Source organism: Pseudomonas quebecensis (assembly GCF_026410085.1).
Lineage (GTDB): Bacteria > Pseudomonadota > Gammaproteobacteria > Pseudomonadales > Pseudomonadaceae > Aquipseudomonas > Aquipseudomonas quebecensis.
Genome location: NZ_CP112866.1, coordinates 4,642,106 through 4,657,945, shown reverse-complemented (window position 1 = coordinate 4,657,945; position 15,840 = coordinate 4,642,106). Strand labels below are relative to the sequence as shown.

Below are 15,840 nucleotides of genomic sequence, written 5' to 3'. Positions count from 1 at the left end.
GGTATTTAGCCTGATCGGCGGGGATAAGTAAAAAACCGTGGTGTGGTTTGGTGTCGCAGTGCCATCAGATCGCCGTGGCGTGAAGCTTGAGGCCCAGCGCTTTCATGACTTTCATGATAGTCGCGAACTCGGGATTGCCAGTGCTGGAGAGGGCTTTGTACAGACTTTCTCTGCCGAGGCCGGCGTCGCGGGCTACTTGGGTCATGCCTTGGGCGCGGGCGATGTTGTTGAGTGCTGAACGGATCAGCAGGCCGTCACCCGTATCTTCTTCGAAGCACGCTTCAAGATATTCGGCCATATCCTCGGGGGTTTTTAGGTGCTCTGCGACGTCGAAGTCAGTGAATTCATTCATGAGCTACTCCTTTTTTTCAAAGTTGTGATCGTTCCCACGCTCTGCGTGGGAGTGCCTCCTGGGACGCTCCGCGTCCCGCCAAGCGCTGCGAGTTTCGACTACTGCGCACAGGTGACGCGGAGCGTCACGGGCTGCATTCCCACGCGGAGCGTGGGAACGATCGACGCTCAGAAGCCGATGAACCTCGTTCCCACGCTCTGCGTGGGAATGACTCCTGGGACGCTCCGCGTCCCGCCAAGCGCTGCAAGTTTCGGCTACTGGGCACAGGTGACGCAGAGCGTCACGGGCTGCATTCCCACGCGGGTGCGTGGGAACGATCGACGCTCAGAAGCCGATGAACCTCGTTCCCACGCTCTGCGTGGGAATGCCGCCTGGGACGCTCCGCGTCCCGCCAAGCGCTGCAAGTTTCGACTACTGCGCACAGGTGACGCGGAGCGTCACGGGCTGCATTCCCACGCGGGAGCGTGGGAACGATCGACGCTCAGAAGCCGATGAACCTCGTTCCCACGCTCCGCGTGGGAATGCCTCCTGGGACGCTCCGCGTCCCGCCAAGCGCTGCAAGTTTCGGCTACGGGGCACAGGTGACGCGGAGCGTCACGGGCTGCATTCCCACGCGGGAGCGTGGGAACGATCGACGCTCAGAAGCCGATGAACCTCGTTCCCACGCTCTGCGTGGGAATGCCGCCTGGGACGCTCCGCGTCCCGCCAAGCGCTGCAAGTTTCGACTACTGCGCACAGGTGACGCGGAGCGTCACGGGCTGCATTCCCACGCGGGAGCGTGGGAACGATCTTGGTCGCTGGCCGTTTGGCTGGTTATTCGTACAAGCAGAAATTTCCGACAAGGATTTGAGGTTGTCCCTAGGACACTCGGTCTCTAGTCTCCGTACACCGCTGCAAACGCAGCGGACGGGCGTCGCGGCCCGGATTGATTAAGCATTGCCTCCTTTCAGTTGACGCTTTTTTATCGTCTACTGTGTGGCGCTATGGTGGCTGTGCGCGGGATACCTTCGGGTATGCCGGCTTCCTTAATCTCCGGTCCGCGAACCTGCGCACAGCTGCCACCCCCATCGCGTCGCGGCGATCAATGGCAGCTCCACTTAGATTAAGGAGCTTCACAATGATCAAACCCACCCCCAATCCCCCCGTCCGGCTGTTCACCGTGGCCGATGGCATCAGCACCGAAGACCTGCTGGTCAACCTCAGCGAAACACTCGCCTCGGCCAATGCGCTGAGTTGCGATCTGGCTTTTGATCTGGAGGGCATGAAACGCGAGGAATTACTGGGCGTTGCGCAGTTGATCGAGCTGGCGCAGTTACTGGCAGATCGTGTGCACAGTGGTGTCGGGCAAGCGACAGCCACAAGCCGCTAGCACCACCGCAAACAAGGTGGGGGGCTTGCCCCGATAGCACAGTGTCAGTCGCTGATTTGCTGGCTGAACCACCGCCATCGGGGGCAAGCCCCCTCCCACATTAGGTTTGTGGTGCTCCACGAGTGTGTATTGCCTGTAGCAGCGCTGACACCGTTGTGAATTCCCGTTCCACCGCCGCCAACACCGGCCGCTTCAACACCAACACCGGCACCCCACGTTCCCGCGCCACTTCCAGCTTCGGCTCGGTGGCCGTGCTGCCACTGTTCTTGCTGATCAGCACATCAATCCCACGCCGTTCAAACAACGCGCGTTCATCTTCGAGCAGAAACGGTCCGCGTGCGCCGATCACTTCACAGCGCTCATTGCCGGGGTACATATCCAGCGCGCGCAGTGTCCAGAATTGCCCGGCGGGGATTTCGTCGAGGTGCTGCAACGGTTCGCGACCCAAGGTGAACAGCGGCCGCTTGAACGGTTTCAATGCTTCGATCAACTCGGCCCAATCACTCACTTCGCGCCAATCATCCCCGGCCTGCGGCTTCCACGCCGGACGCCGCAGCGCCCAGCAGGGGATGTGACTCAACCGTGCAGCCTCGGCGGCATTGCGGCTGATCTGCGCCGCATACGGATGGGTCGCGTCGAGGATCAGGCTGATCCGTTCAGCGCGAACGAACCGGGCCAAGCCTTCGGCTCCACCGTAGCCGCCAACGCGCACTTGGCAGGTGAGGTCGGTCGACACACGTCCCACGCCCGCCAGGCTGTAGATATGCTCCGGCCCCAAGGTTCGCGCGATGGCCAACGCTTCGGTCACGCCGCCCAGCAGCAGAATCCGTTTCATAGCGGCTTGGTCACTTCAAGCAAGGTGATCGGCAGCGCCTGGCGCCACGTATCGAACTCGCCCAACGGCTGCGCCTGGGCCACGTGGATGCGCGTCAGTTCGCCGCCGTGCTCCGCGCGCCAGTTCATCAGGGTCATTTCGCTTTGCAGGGTCACGGCATTGGCAACCAAGCGACCACCGGGGCGCAGCTGTTGCCAGCAGCTGTCGAGTACGCCGTCGCGGGTGACGCCGCCGCCGATGAAGATGGCGTCGGGCGTCGGCAGGCCATGCAAGGCGTCCGGGGCGGTGCCGCGTACCAGGTGCAGGCCGGGCACGCCGAGGGCGTCGCGATTGTGTTCGATCAAGTCCTGGCGGCCTGCGTCGGCTTCAATCGCCAGGGCACGGCAACTGGGATGAGTGCGCATCCATTCGATACCGATGGAACCGCTGCCCGCGCCCACATCCCACAGCAGCTCGCCCGGCATGGGGGCCAGGCGCGCGAGGGTCATGGCGCGCACATCGCGCTTGGTCAGTTGGCCGTCGTGCTTGAAGGCGCTATCCGGCAGGCCTGCCAGACGCGACAGGCACGGCGTGTCGGGAGACGCCAGGCACTCGATGGCGACCAGGTTCAGATCCGCAGCCGACTGGTGCTGCCAATCCGCGGCCAGGCCGTCGATACGTTGCTCATTCGTCCCGCCCAAGTGTTCAAACACGCTCAATCGGCTGGGCCCGAACCCGGCCTCGGTCAACACCGCAGCGATCAATGCGGGGCTGCCACCGTCATTACTCAGCACTAACAGGCGCACCCCACTGGCCAGATGCGCGTTGATGGCCGCGACGGGCCGCGCCACTACCGATAATGTCACCACGTCCTGTAACGGCCAGCCCAAACGCGCGGCGGCAAGGGACACCGACGACGGCGCGGGCACAATCAGCAACTCTTCAGCCGCGATCTGTCGCGCCAGGCTCGCGCCTACGCCATAGAACATCGGATCGCCACTGGCCAGCACACACACAGGCGTACCGCGCCGCGCCAGTACCGGCTCCAGGGAGAACGGGCTCGGCCACAACTGGCGCTCACCGCGAATGCACACCGGCAACAGGTCCAACTGGCGCTGACCCCCTATGATCCGCGTGGCGCGCAACAAGGCATGCCGGGCATTCCTGCCCAGCCCCTTGAAGCCGTCTTCACCGATGCCTACTACCGTCAGCCAGGGCGACATATTGATTCCTTGAACGACATCCGACGGGCAGGCTTTTCATGCCGCCGGACAAAGCAGGCATAATACCGCGCCTTTACCCGTGAACCGGTAGCCCCGTGAACCCAACGCCCGCCCTGAACACCTTGCGCCCCTCGGCTTGTCCGGGGTTGCTGCGTATTGTCCAGGCGCTGGATGGCGGCATTTGCCGGATCAAGCTGGCCGGCGGTTCGATCAGCGCGGCCCAGGCCCACGCCGTGGCTGACGCGGCCCAGGCCTATGCCGGCGGGGTGATCGAGGCGACCAACCGCGCCAACCTGCAGATTCGCGGGATCGGCGCCGAGCAGGATGCCCTGATCGCGATGTTGCTGGCTGCGGGCCTGGGCCCGAGCAACGCCGCCGGTGACGACGTGCGCAACCTGATGCTCAGCCCCAGCGCCGGTATCGACCCGCAGATGCTGTTCGACACCCGCCCACTGGCGGGGCAGATCCTCGCCACGCTGGAGAATAATCCGCGCTTTCATGCGCTGTCGGCCAAGTTCGCCGTGCAACTGGATGGCGGCGAGGCCCTGGCGATGCTCGAACATCACCACGACCTGTGGTTATCGGCATTCGTGCGCGAGGGCGAGACGTTGCTCGCGTTTGGCCTGGCAGGTTGTCCGGGCCTGGACGCACCCCTGGCCGCCGTGCGATTGGACCAAGCGCACGCGTTGGTAGTGGCCGTCCTCGACGCGTTCCTTGACCTCGCGACCCCAGAGCAAACCCGCATGCGCCATGTGCGGGTGGACCACCTGCTGAGCCGTCTGCGCCTGCCACTGCTGCCGATCGACAACTTCAAACGCCCAGCCAGCGGCGCCTTGTTGCACCTTGGCACTTATCCACAGCCTCAAAAAAATCAGTTTTATGTCGCCGCCGTCGCCCCCTTGGGCCGCCTGGATTCGACGATGCTCAAGGGCGCCGCACAACTGGCCGGTGACTATGGTGACGGCACCTTGCGGTTCACCCCCTGGCAAGGCGTGCTGTTGCCCAATGTCGAAAAGCCTCATGCCGTGACCGAACGCCTGGCGCAATTGGGTTTCCTCGGCTGCGCCGATCAACCGCTGGCCCGCATGGTGGCCTGCACCGGTTCCAGCGGCTGCGGCAAAGCCCTGGCCGACACCAAGGCCGATGCCATGCAACTGGCCGCGCAGGCACCCGGCGTGGAGGCGCACCTGTCCGGCTGCCCACGTTCCTGCGCCGCCGCGCATATCGCACCGGCGACCTTGTTGGCCGTGAGCCCCGGCCACTACGACCTCTATTTTCGCGATGCAGCCCACCCAGGTTTCGGCCGGCTGCACGCGCGCAACCTTTCCATTGAAGCGGCGGGCGCCGTGCTGCGCGCTCGTCCACGGAGCAACACCGATGATTGATTACATCCGCGACGGTCAGGAGATCTATCGCAACTCCTTCGCCATTATTCGCGCGGAAGCCCGGTTGGAGCGGATCCCGGCGGACCTGGAAAAACTCGCGGTGCGGGTGATCCATGCGTGCGGCATGGTCGATGCCATTGACGGCCTGCAGTTCTCCGACGGCGCCGGCAAGGCCGGACGCGATGCGCTGGCCGCCGGCGCGCCGATCCTGTGCGATGCGCGGATGGTCTCCGAAGGCGTGACCCGCACGCGCCTGCCGGCCAACAACCCCGTGATCTGCACCCTGCGCGACGACAGCGTTCCCGAGCTGGCGCGAGAGTTGGGCAACACCCGCTCCGCTGCCGCCCTGGAGCTGTGGCGCCCGCATCTGGCGGGCAGTGTGGTAGTGATCGGCAACGCACCGACGGCGCTGTTCTACCTGCTGGAAATGCTCGATGCCGGCGCACCGAAACCCGCGTTGATCCTGGGCTTCCCGGTGGGTTTCGTCGGCGCCGCCGAATCCAAGGCGATGCTCGCGGCCGACAGCCGTGGCGTGCCGTTTGTGATCATGCAAGGCCGCCTGGGCGGCAGCGCCATGGCCGCCGCCGCGGTCAATGCACTCGCCACGGAGGTCGAATAATGCCGGCACGCGGACGTTTGCTCGGCCTGGGCGTCGGCCCCGGCGACCCGGAGCTGATCACCGTCAAGGCTTTGCGCCTGCTGCGGGAGTCGCCGGTGGTGGCGTACTTCGTGGCCAAGGGCAAAAAGGGCAACGCCTTCGGCATCATCGAAGACCACCTGGTGGCGCAGCAGACCCTGATGCCGCTGGTGTACCCGGTGACCACCGAAGCGCTGCCGGCGCCGCTGTCCTACGAGCAGGTGATCAGCGATTTCTACGACACCGCCAGTGTCGAGGTGGCCGCGCACCTGGACGCCGGCCGCGATGTCGCGGTGATCTGCGAAGGCGACCCGTTCTTCTACGGCTCCTATATGTACCTGCACGACCGTCTGGCCGAGCGCTACGAAGCGCAGGTCATTCCGGGCGTGTGCTCGATGCTCGGCGGCGCTTCGGTACTTGGCGCGCCGCTGGTGTATCGCAACCAGAGCCTGTCGGTGCTCTCGGGCGTGTTGCCCCATGACGACCTCAAGCGTCGCCTGGCCGATGCCGACGCGGCGGTGATCATGAAGCTGGGCCGCAACTTCCCCAAGGTGCGCCAGGTACTCGAAGAACTCGGCCTGGCCGGGCGTGCGCTGTACGTGGAGCGCGCCACCATGGCCAACCAGAAGATCGTGCCGCTGGATCAGGTGGAGCCGATGTCGTCGCCGTACTTCTCGCTGATCATCGTGCCCGGTGAACGGTGGCAAGGGTGATGACTCCAGCGATTGTCATCCTGGGCCAGGGCAGCCTGGCCACGGCGCGCAGGATCCAGCAGGTTTACCCTGGGGCGCTGATCCACGGCCTGTCGGGGCGCGTTGCAGGTGCGGACCAGGCCTACAACGAATTCGGCGCCACACTGCGCGAGCTTTACCGGCAAGGCACGCCGCTGATTGCCTTGTGCGCGGCCGGCATCGTGATCCGCACCCTGGCGCCGTTACTGCTGGAAAAAGGCGAAGAGCCCGCCGTGCTGGCGGTGGCGGAGGATGGCAGCGCAGTGGTACCGCTGCTGGGCGGCCTGGGCGGCGTCAACGGCATGGCGCGCGAGATCGCGGCGGCGTTGAACGTGGCCGCGGCGATTACCACCAGCGGTGAGCTGCGCTTCGGCACCTGCCTGCTCAACCCACCCGCAGGTTACGAACTGGCGGACCTGGAGTTGGGCAAGCGCTTCGTGTCCGACTTGCTGGCGGGCCAAAGCGTGCGTATCGAAGGCGCGGCGCCGTGGTTGGATCAAGCGAATCTGGCGCAGGACCCGCAAGCGCGGTTGGCGATCCATGTGGGCAGTGCCGCGCGCGCCGCCGTTGCCAACGAATTGCTGATCTATCCGAAAAACGTGAGCGTGACCTGCAAGCCCGGCGCGCAGTTGGCCGAGCGTGTGCGTGCTGCGTTGCATGACGCGGGCATTGCCGTGCAATCGCTGGCGTGCCTGCTCGCCAGCGAAACGCACATGGCCGAGGCGACGTTGCATGAAGCGGCATCGGCACTGGCTGTGCCGCTGCGTTTCGCCAGCATCCGGCAGGACGCCGACCTCGTGATTCAGGTTGCCGAGCATCCTCTGGACCTGTCCGAGGTAGGGCGCCCGCGTGGCCGTCTCGCCGTGATCGGCCTGGGCCCCGGTGCGGCCGAGCTGATGGTGCCGGCGGTCAAGGCTGAATTGGCGCGCTGCACCGACGTGTTGGGTTATGAAACCTACGTGCGCATGGCCGGGCCGTTCCGTGACGACCAAGTGCAGCACTGCACCGATAACCGTGAAGAAATGCAGCGCGCACGCCATGCGTTCGAATTGGCCGCCAGTGGCCGTTCGGTGGTGGTGGTGTCGTCCGGCGACCCGGGTGTGTTCGCCATGGCGGCTGCGGTGATCGAGGCGTTGCATGACTCCAGCGACCCGGCCTGGCATCAGGTCGAGCTGGAAATTCTGCCGGGCGTCTCTGCGTCCCTGGCCACCGCCGCCCAGGCCGGCGCGCCGCTGGGCCATGACTTCTGCGTGATGTCGCTGTCGGACAACCTCAAGCCGTGGTCGATCATTGAAAAGCGCCTGGACCTCGCCTCCCAGGCCGACCTGGCGCTGGCGTTCTACAACCCGATCTCGCGGTCGCGCCCGTGGCAATTGGGCCGCGCCCTGGAAATCGTTGCGCTGCACCGTACGCCGCAGACGCCGGTAGTGCTGGGTCGCGATATCGGGCGGCCCGGCCAGACGCTGCGCGTCACCACTCTGGGTCAACTCACCCCGGACCAGGTGGACATGCGCACCATGGTGCTGATCGGCTCGTCCACCACCTGCACATTCGCGCGGGCCGATGGCGGTACCTGGGTGTACACACCGCGCTGGTATGGCGAAAAGCCCGGCGCCTGAGGCTGCATGAAAACTCCGATAAACCCTGGGTGATCGCCTGGTGTTTTCGGCGCTTTTTTCTTTTTTGCACAACGAAAACCGGAACGTCCAGTGAGCTGCCCCGTAATTGCGGGGCAGTGTTTTACGCTGGCTGTGCGCAAGCGTTGTTTGTCGTATGGCAGCGCCGCCGAGCCCTGGACTAGGGTGAAAGCAAGCCCCATGTGGGGTGCTTGTGGAGAACTGAAATGGAGCGACATCACAGAAGGATCAATACGGCAAAGCGGCGCAAGTTGATTGCCGCCTACAAACTGCCCGGCGCACCGGGAGCGCCTGTCACGCAGGTGTTGGACACCGACGAAGACAGCAATGCGGCGGTGGTCAACAACGGCGTGATTTCGTTTGCCGAGGGCCTGTCGGGGCTTAACCGCGAGTACATTCGCAAAAGCTACCTGCTGGCCAGCAGTTACGTCAGCGATGTGTTGAATATCCAGCGCGGCAGCGAAGCCTGGTATGACGAATTTATCAAGGTGATGATCAGCCTGGGCTGGCTGCCGGTGCGCAGCCGCTTCGAGCGCGTCTCGAGTTCCGGCAGGGGCCTGACGGTGCAACTGGCGGCACTGAATCTCATCGCCACGTTGCTGGCGTCGACATCGCTGTCCGGGCCGCTGCTGGCCGCGCTGCCGAAGCTGGCCGCTGATGCACTGGAGGCCTTGAAGCAGCAACCGGCGTCTTTCGAGCTGTTCAAACGCAACAGCATGGTGCATCAGGGCGGTGATTTTGGCCTGGCGTCCTGTGCCGAGTCGGACGGTGAATTGACCATGGTGCTGGTGACCTACAGCACCCAGGGCGCGAGCAAACAGGTGGGGCTGCCGTTCCTGGAATGGGACAGCTCGTCGTTCGAGGCCTTCAGCGGGCAGACCTGCCTGGTGTTGAGTACCTCGGTGGTCAACGAAAAAACCATCCGGTTGATGCGCGAGAGCGCCGGCGACAAGGTGCACTTGGCGATTGCCAAGTACCGGATCTAAGGCACCAGATAACCGCGCACGCCGGTGAAGATGATTTGCGCGGCGAGGGCGCACACAAACAGGCCCATGAGGCGGCTGACAATCTGCAGGCCCTGGTCACCGAGAATGCGTTCGATACGGTTGGACAGATACAGCACCACACCCACCGTGAGGCTGGCCAGGGCGATGCTGAGGATGGCAGTGAGTTTGTCGTCCCAGTGCGGCTGGCTGACGCCCATCACCAGCAGCGCACCGATGGTGCCGGGGCCGACGGTGAGCGGGATGGTCAGCGGCACAATGGTGACGTCCTGCTGCACGTTGTCGGTCTGCACCGCCGACTTGCCCTGGGCCATGCCCAGGGCGGAGATGAACAACACGCTGCCGGCGCCGATGCGAAACGCGTCCACGGTAATACCGAACACACTGAAAATCACCCGGCCGAACAAGTAGAGCAATACGCTGGAAACCAGGGTCGCCAACGCCACTTTCCAGGCCAGGCGCCGCCGTTCTTTGCTGGAATAACCACGGGTCAGGCTGATAAAGCAGGACAACACGAAGAACGGGCTGTAGAGCACCAGCATCTTCAGGTAAACGCTGAATAACACGTGGAGCATGGGGGTGGCTCGCGACAGTAAAAGTGGGGAGAGTCTAACAGGCGACACAGAGCAATGTGGGAGGGGCAAGCCCCTCCCGCATTGCAATTGCATTTCAAGTCAGGACGGGGCGTGTTCGGGCCGCTGTTGGCGCTGCGCCACCCAGAACTCCACCAACTCGCGCAACTGCGACAACTCCACCGGCTTGGCCATGTGCCCGTCCATACCGGCCTGGCGTGCACGCTCTTTGTGCTCCGAGAGGATATGCGCAGTGAGCGCCACCACCGGCGTGCGGATGCGTTGGTGGCTGACTTCCCACGCACGCAGTTGCTGGGTGGCTGAGAAGCCATCAAGGATCGGCATTTCGCAGTCCATCAACACCAGGTCATAGCGCTGGGCTTTCATCGCCTCCAGCGCTTCCTCGCCGTTGCTGGCGGTGTCCGGGTTGAGGTTGAGTTTGCCGAGCATGCCGCGAATTACCTTGGTGGAGATGCTGTTGTCTTCCGCCACCAGGATGCGGAAGTCGCTGGGCACCGTGACTGCTTCCGGCGCGTTGGGGGCGGGGCGCGGCGCAATGTTGCCTTTGCTGCGCTGGGTCAGTTCGTCGGCCAGGGTCGTCTTTAAGGTATAGCCGGCCACCGGTTTGGCCAGGATGCGCTTGATCCCGCAGTTACGCGCGATGATCTTGCTGGGCGCATTGCTGATGCCGGTGAGCATGATCAACAGAATGTCGTGGTTCAGGCTCGGGTCTTCCTTGATCTTGGCCGCCAACTGCATGCCGGTCATGCCGGGCATGTTCTGGTCCAGCAGCACCACATCGAAGTAATCACGCAAGTGCGCCTTGGTGCGCAGCAGCGCCAGCGCTTCCTTGCCCGAGGGCACGGCGCTGACGTTGAGGCCCCAGGCCGAGCATTGTTGCACCAGCACTTTGCGACAGGTGTCGTTGTCGTCCACCACCAGCACGCGGGCGCCTTTGAGCGGGCCGTCGAGGTCGGAAGTCGGGTGCTCCAGGCGCTCGGGGTCCAGGGGCAGGGTCAACCATAAGGTGCTGCCCTGATGGCTGCCGCTCTTGATGCCGAATTCGCCGTTCATCAACAGGATCAGCTGGCGAGCGATCACCAGCCCCAGGTGGCCGCTCAGGCGCGTGGCCGAGAGGAAGTTCTTGCTGTGCAGTTCGCTGTGCAGCAGGGCGTCACGCTCGGCGGCATCCATCGGTACGCCGCTGTCCTGCACGGCGATGCGCAGGCGAGGCTTGGTGCTGCGGTCGTCCAGGGCCACCACGATCAGCACTTCGCCTTCATCGGTTTTATGCAGGGCGTTTTCCAGCAGGCTCAACATGGCCTGGCGCAGGCGCGTCGGATCGCCGCTGATGACGCGGGGTACCTGGGGCTGGATAAAGCTGATCAGCTCGACGTTCTGCTGCTCGGCCTTGGCGCGGAAGATACTCAGGCAATCGTCGATCAGCGCGTTGAGGTCGAACTGCACGTCGTCCAGTTCGATCTGGCCGGACTCGAGCTTGGAAATGTCGAGAATCTCGTTAATCAGCGTCAGCAGTTCGTTGCCCGCACTGTGGATGGTTTGTACGTAGTCGCGCTGTTTCACCGACAGCGGCGTGCCGAGCAGCAGTTCGGTCATGCCCAGTACGCCGTTCATCGGTGTGCGGATTTCGTGGCTGATCTTCGCCAGGAACTCGGCCTTGGCGGCGATTTCGGCATTGCTGGCGGCCAGGTCGCGGCTGAGGCTGAAACGTGCCTCGACAATGGCACGCTGACGTTCGCCCAAGGCCAGGCTCATCAGCAGGCCGCTGATGCAGATAAAGGCGAGCAGCGTCACGATCAGGCCCTGGGGCGATACCATCGTCAGGCCCAGCAGTGCCGGCAGGATGATCAGGGTGCCGATATTGAAAACCACCATGCCGGCCACGAACAGGCGCGCCGGACGGTAGCCTTGCTGCCAATGGTAGGCCGAGACGAACAACATGCTCAGGCCCGCCAGGGCCACCAGGACGTAGGTGATGATATTCAGCGGCAAGGTGTTGACGAACAACAGCAGCAGGCCGCACAGCACGATCAGCAGGATGTCGGCCATCAACAGCCGGTTCAGCATGTGAGGGCCCAGCGGCATGAAGAAGCGATAGGCAAACATCAGGCCGCACGGCGCCGTCAGCAGCAGGGCCAGGTAGGCGCCAGGGGTTTGGATCGCATGCCAATTGGGCAGCCACGGGCCGACCAGGTTGAGCAGCAGCGCCAGGCTGAGCATCAGTAACGTTTCGCAGGCCGCCAGCCACAGGCTGCTGCGCGAGCGGTGGTAGGCGAAGCGCGTGAGGTTGTGCAGGATCAGCATCAGCAGGCAGCCGAACAACAGGCCGTAGATCAGCGTCTGGGTCTGGTCGGCGGCCGCCAGTACGGCCGGTTCCAGGGTGATGTAAGGGCGCAGCTCATGTTCCGAGACCAGGCGCAGGTAGACCTCGAGCGGTCTCTGGCTCTGCGGCAGCGGCAGCATGAAGTCACTGCTGGGCAGCGGGCGCTGCGCCTGGGGCTGGCGGGTGCCGGTGTTCTGTTGTTCCACCAGGGTGTCGCCGTCGAGCACGTAGAGGCTCAGTTGCGACAGGTCCGGGGCGAATACCCGCAGCACCTGCTCGTGCTTGCCGGGTTGCAGCCTGAAACGCACCCACAACGCACCGTCCGGTTCCGCAGCGGTAATGCGGTCCAGTTCGATGGGGCTGAATTGATTGGTGTAGCGAGAGGAGCGGATGTCGCTCAACTGCAGATCGGCCTGTTCATCAAGCAATACTGCCCAGCCACTGCCTTGCGCGGCGGCCTGGGCCGGGAGCAGGCAGAGCAGCGTCAGCAGACTGACAGTGAAACCTATGGCGATCCTGAGCCAGCGCACGGCGAAATCCCTTCGTAGGTTGATGCACGGGTTAACTATGCGCGGCAGGCCTGTATACGGCAAGGGCCTTGGGCCCTTGCCTAACCGAACGGATAGCTACTGGGTAGTCGCTGTTCAGCTGTTCTGGCCACGTTCGCGGGCAATGGCGCGGTAGCCGATGTCCTTGCGGTAGAAACAGCCGTTCCAGTTGATCCTGGCGGCCAGTTTATACGCCTGCTGTTGGGCGGCATCGACACTGGCGCCCATGGCGGTGGCACACAACACACGGCCGCCGGCAGTGACGACCTGGCCATCCTTGAGCGCCGTGCCTGCGTGGAACACCTTGCCTTCCAGCGTAGCCGCCGCATCCAGGCCTTCGATCACGTCGCCCTTGGCGTAGTCGGCAGGGTAGCCGCCGGCCGCCAGCACAATGCCGACACTCGGACGTGGGTCCCACTGAGCTTCAACCTTGTCCAGGGCCTGGGCCAGGGCGGCCTCCACCAGCAGTACCAGGCTCGATTGCAGGCGCAGCATCACCGGTTGGGTTTCCGGGTCGCCGAAGCGGCAGTTGAACTCGATGACTTTGGGGTTACCGGCTTTATCGATCATCAGGCCGGCGTAGAGAAAACCGGTGTACACGTTGCCTTCGTCGGCCATGCCGCGCACGGTCGGCCAGATCACCAGATCCATGACGCGCTGGTGCACGTCGGCGGTGACCACCGGTGCCGGGGAGTAGGCGCCCATGCCGCCGGTATTCGGGCCGGTATCGCCGTCGCCGACGCGCTTGTGGTCCTGGCTGGTGGCCATTGGCAGCACGTTCTTGCCGTCGACCATCACGATGAAGCTGGCTTCTTCGCCGTCGAGGAATTCTTCGATGACGACACGCGAACCCGCCTCCCCGAAGGCGTTGCCGGCAAGCATGTCGCGCACGGCGTCTTCGGCTTCCTGCAGGGTCATCGCGACGATCACGCCTTTACCGGCGGCCAGGCCGTCGGCCTTGATCACGATTGGCGCACCTTTTTCACGCAGGTAAGCCAGGGCCGGCTCGATCTCGGTGAAGTTCTGGTAATCGGCGGTCGGGATCTTGTGGCGGGCCAGGAAATCCTTGGTAAAGGCTTTCGAACCTTCCAATTGCGCGGCACCGGCGGTGGGGCCGAAGCAGTCCAGGCCACGGCTGCGGAACAGGTCCACCACACCGGCTACCAGCGGTACTTCCGGGCCGACGATGGTCAGGGACACGTTTTTTTCGGCGAAGTCGGCCAGTTGCTCAAGGGCCAGTACGTCGATCGCGACGTTTTCACACTTGGCTTCGATAGCGGTGCCGGCGTTGCCGGGGGCGACGAAAACTGTCTGGACGCGAGGGTCCTGGGCAACTTTCCAGGCCAGGGCGTGTTCACGGCCGCCGCTGCCGATGATCAAAACATTCAAGTCAGACTCCTTCAAAGGAAGTTAAAAGCTGCAAGCGGCAAGTTAAAAGCAATCTGCATTGCCTCACCCTACGTTGCGCAGCCTTTAATGAATGAGGCTGCAAGCGAAAGTAAAAGCGATCCCGGTCTACTCTTACTTGCCGCTTGCAGCTATAAGCTCGCTACTTCACGCAGTGGATCAGTGGCGGAAGTGGCGCATGCCGGTGAAGACCATGGCAATGCCAGCTTCGTCGGCCGCGGCAATCACTTCGGCGTCGCGCATCGAGCCGCCCGGTTGGATCACGGCGGTGACGCCTGCCTTGGCGGCGTTGTCCAGACCGTCGCGGAACGGGAAGAACGCATCGGAAGCCATCACCGAACCCGCTACCTGCAAACCGGCGTGTTCAGCCTTGATCGCGGCGATACGCGCCGAGTTCACACGGCTCATCTGGCCGGCGCCGACACCGATGGTCTGACGGTTCTTGGCGTAGACGATGGCGTTGGATTTAACGTACTTGGCCACTTTCCAGGCGAAGATCAGGTCGTGGATCTCCTGCTCGGTCGGTGCCCGCCGGGTTACCACTTTCAGGTCGTCGGCGCCGATCATGCCGATGTCGCGGCTCTGGACCAGCAGGCCGCCATTGACACGCTTGTAGTCCCAGGCCGCTGCGCGGTCAGCCGACCACTCGCCGCAGGCCAGCAGGCGCACATTGGCTTTCGCTGCAACGATGGCGCGAGCTTCTTCACTGACGCTTGGGGCGATGATCACTTCAACGAACTGACGGTCGACGATGGCCTTGGCGGTCTCAGCGTCCAGTTCACGGTTGAAGGCGATGATCCCGCCGAAGGCCGACTCGGTGTCGGTGGCGTAGGCCAGTTCGTAGGCCTGGCGAATGCCGCCTTCGGCATCCGGGCTGACGGCCACGCCGCACGGGTTGGCGTGTTTGACGATGACGCAGGCCGGCTTGACGAAGCTCTTGACGCATTCGAGCGCAGCGTCGGTGTCGGCCACGTTGTTGTAGGACAGCTCCTTGCCTTGCAGTTGGGTCGCGGTGGCGATGCCCACTTCGGCCGGCTTGGCTTCCACGTAGAACGCCGCGCTCTGGTGCGGGTTCTCGCCGTAGCGCATTTCCTGGGCCTTGATGAACTGGCTGTTGAAGGTGCGCGGGAACTGGCTGCGGCCTTCCGTGCTGAGGGTTTCGGCGGCCTGGTTCACGGTGCCCATGTAGTTGGCGATCATGCCGTCGTAGGCGGCGGTGTGTTCGAACGCCTTGAGCATCAGGTCGAAACGCTGGGCGTAGGTCAGGCCCCCGGCTTTCAGGCTTTCGAGTACCTGGGCGTAGTCACTGGCATTGACCACGATGGCCACGTCTTTGTGGTTCTTGGCCGCCGAGCGGACCATGGTCGGGCCGCCGATATCGATGTTTTCGATGGCGGTCGGCAAGTCGCAGCCTGGTTTGTTGATGGTGGCTTCGAACGGGTAGAGGTTAACGGCCACCAGGTCGATCGGCTTGATACCGTGCTCGCTCATGATGGCGTCGTCGATGCCGCGACGGCCGAGGATGCCACCGTGGATTTTCGGGTGCAGGGTCTTGACCCGGCCATCCATCATTTCTGCGAATCCGGTGTAGTCCGCCACTTCCACTGCGGCCACGCCGTTGTCCTGCAGCAGTTTGAAGGTCCCGCCCGTGGAGAGGATTTCCACACCCAGGGCTTCCAGCTCCCGGGCAAATTCGAGGATCCCGGTCTTGTCGGAGACACTGATCAAGGCGCGGCGGATCGGCAGGCGGGTGGTCTGGTCGGTCATTTCAATTTCCATCAAAAGCAAGGGAGTCAGCAAAAAAGGCGACCGTTTTT

Annotated in this window: 13 protein-coding genes; 6 read left to right on the top strand and 7 right to left on the bottom strand. The window is 63.7% G+C overall.

From position 1 onward, the window contains the following. Positions 1 to 64 precede the first annotated feature (64 nt). Positions 65 to 352 (bottom strand): addiction module antidote protein, encoded by a 288-nt coding sequence (locus OSC50_RS21775; RefSeq protein WP_253510240.1) that lies wholly within the window; start codon positions 350 to 352, stop codon positions 65 to 67. A gap of 1,117 nt (positions 353 to 1,469) precedes the next feature. On the opposite strand from OSC50_RS21775, the gene OSC50_RS21770 reads away from it, so the two are divergent. After that, positions 1,470 to 1,721, top strand: a complete 252-nt coding sequence (locus OSC50_RS21770) for a DUF6124 family protein (protein ID WP_253510242.1) — start codon at positions 1,470 to 1,472, stop codon at positions 1,719 to 1,721. A 100-nt stretch (positions 1,722 to 1,821) separates the two neighbouring features. Here the strand turns inward: OSC50_RS21770 and OSC50_RS21765 are convergent, their stop codons facing one another. Both OSC50_RS21765 and cbiE read right to left on the bottom strand, forming a co-directional pair. Further along, positions 1,822 to 2,556: a cobalt-precorrin-6A reductase gene (locus OSC50_RS21765; protein ID WP_266245692.1), complete on the bottom strand. Its 735-nt coding sequence runs from the start codon at positions 2,554 to 2,556 to the stop codon at positions 1,822 to 1,824. Then, positions 2,553 to 3,758, bottom strand: coding sequence for a precorrin-6y C5,15-methyltransferase (decarboxylating) subunit CbiE (gene cbiE / locus OSC50_RS21760; RefSeq protein ID WP_253510246.1), 1,206 nt, complete (start codon positions 3,756 to 3,758; stop codon positions 2,553 to 2,555). Before cbiE ends, OSC50_RS21765 begins: the two co-directional genes overlap by 4 nt. Before the next feature lie 95 nt (positions 3,759 to 3,853). On the opposite strand from cbiE, the gene cobG reads away from it, so the two are divergent. The 5 genes from cobG to OSC50_RS21735 all read left to right on the top strand — a co-directional run bounded on the left by cobG (position 3,854) and on the right by OSC50_RS21735 (position 9,134). Then, a complete protein-coding gene (gene cobG / locus OSC50_RS21755) occupies positions 3,854 to 5,143 on the top strand; it encodes a precorrin-3B synthase (RefSeq protein WP_286670854.1) in 1,290 nt (429 codons plus the stop codon). Beyond that, on the top strand, positions 5,136 to 5,762 hold the full coding sequence (locus OSC50_RS21750; RefSeq protein WP_253510248.1) for a precorrin-8X methylmutase: 627 nt from the start codon (positions 5,136 to 5,138) through the stop codon (positions 5,760 to 5,762). The genes cobG and OSC50_RS21750 overlap by 8 nt, the downstream gene beginning before the upstream one ends. Further along, on the top strand, positions 5,762 to 6,493 hold the full coding sequence (locus OSC50_RS21745) for a precorrin-2 C(20)-methyltransferase (RefSeq protein WP_181080896.1): 732 nt from the start codon (positions 5,762 to 5,764) through the stop codon (positions 6,491 to 6,493). The genes OSC50_RS21750 and OSC50_RS21745 overlap by 1 nt, the downstream gene beginning before the upstream one ends. Further along, the gene (cobJ, locus tag OSC50_RS21740; RefSeq protein WP_266245695.1) at positions 6,493 to 8,130 is read left to right on the top strand and encodes a precorrin-3B C(17)-methyltransferase; all 1,638 of its coding nucleotides are present in this window, start codon (positions 6,493 to 6,495) and stop codon (positions 8,128 to 8,130) included. The genes OSC50_RS21745 and cobJ overlap by 1 nt, the downstream gene beginning before the upstream one ends. Positions 8,131 to 8,354: 224 nt before the next feature. After that, positions 8,355 to 9,134 carry a hypothetical protein gene (locus tag OSC50_RS21735; RefSeq protein WP_253510252.1) on the top strand — a complete coding sequence of 260 codons (780 nt, stop codon included), beginning with the start codon at positions 8,355 to 8,357 and terminating at the stop codon, positions 9,132 to 9,134. On the opposite strand, the gene OSC50_RS21730 is transcribed toward OSC50_RS21735, so the two are convergent. The 4 genes from OSC50_RS21730 to purH all read right to left on the bottom strand — a co-directional run bounded on the left by OSC50_RS21730 (position 9,131) and on the right by purH (position 15,790). Next, on the bottom strand, positions 9,131 to 9,727 hold the full coding sequence (locus OSC50_RS21730; RefSeq protein WP_003171467.1) for a MarC family protein: 597 nt from the start codon (positions 9,725 to 9,727) through the stop codon (positions 9,131 to 9,133). The two genes, OSC50_RS21735 and OSC50_RS21730, sit on opposite strands and share 4 nt — an antisense overlap. 99 nt (positions 9,728 to 9,826) lie before the next feature. Then, positions 9,827 to 12,598: a hybrid sensor histidine kinase/response regulator gene (locus OSC50_RS21725; protein ID WP_266245697.1), complete on the bottom strand. Its 2,772-nt coding sequence runs from the start codon at positions 12,596 to 12,598 to the stop codon at positions 9,827 to 9,829. A 114-nt stretch (positions 12,599 to 12,712) separates the two neighbouring features. Beyond that, complete coding sequence (gene purD, locus OSC50_RS21720) at positions 12,713 to 14,005, bottom strand: phosphoribosylamine--glycine ligase (protein ID WP_181080892.1); 1,293 nt, start codon at positions 14,003 to 14,005, stop codon at positions 12,713 to 12,715. A gap of 177 nt (positions 14,006 to 14,182) precedes the next feature. Beyond that, positions 14,183 to 15,790: a bifunctional phosphoribosylaminoimidazolecarboxamide formyltransferase/IMP cyclohydrolase gene (gene purH / locus OSC50_RS21715; protein ID WP_181080891.1), complete on the bottom strand. Its 1,608-nt coding sequence runs from the start codon at positions 15,788 to 15,790 to the stop codon at positions 14,183 to 14,185. Positions 15,791 to 15,840: the final 50 nt, after the last annotated feature.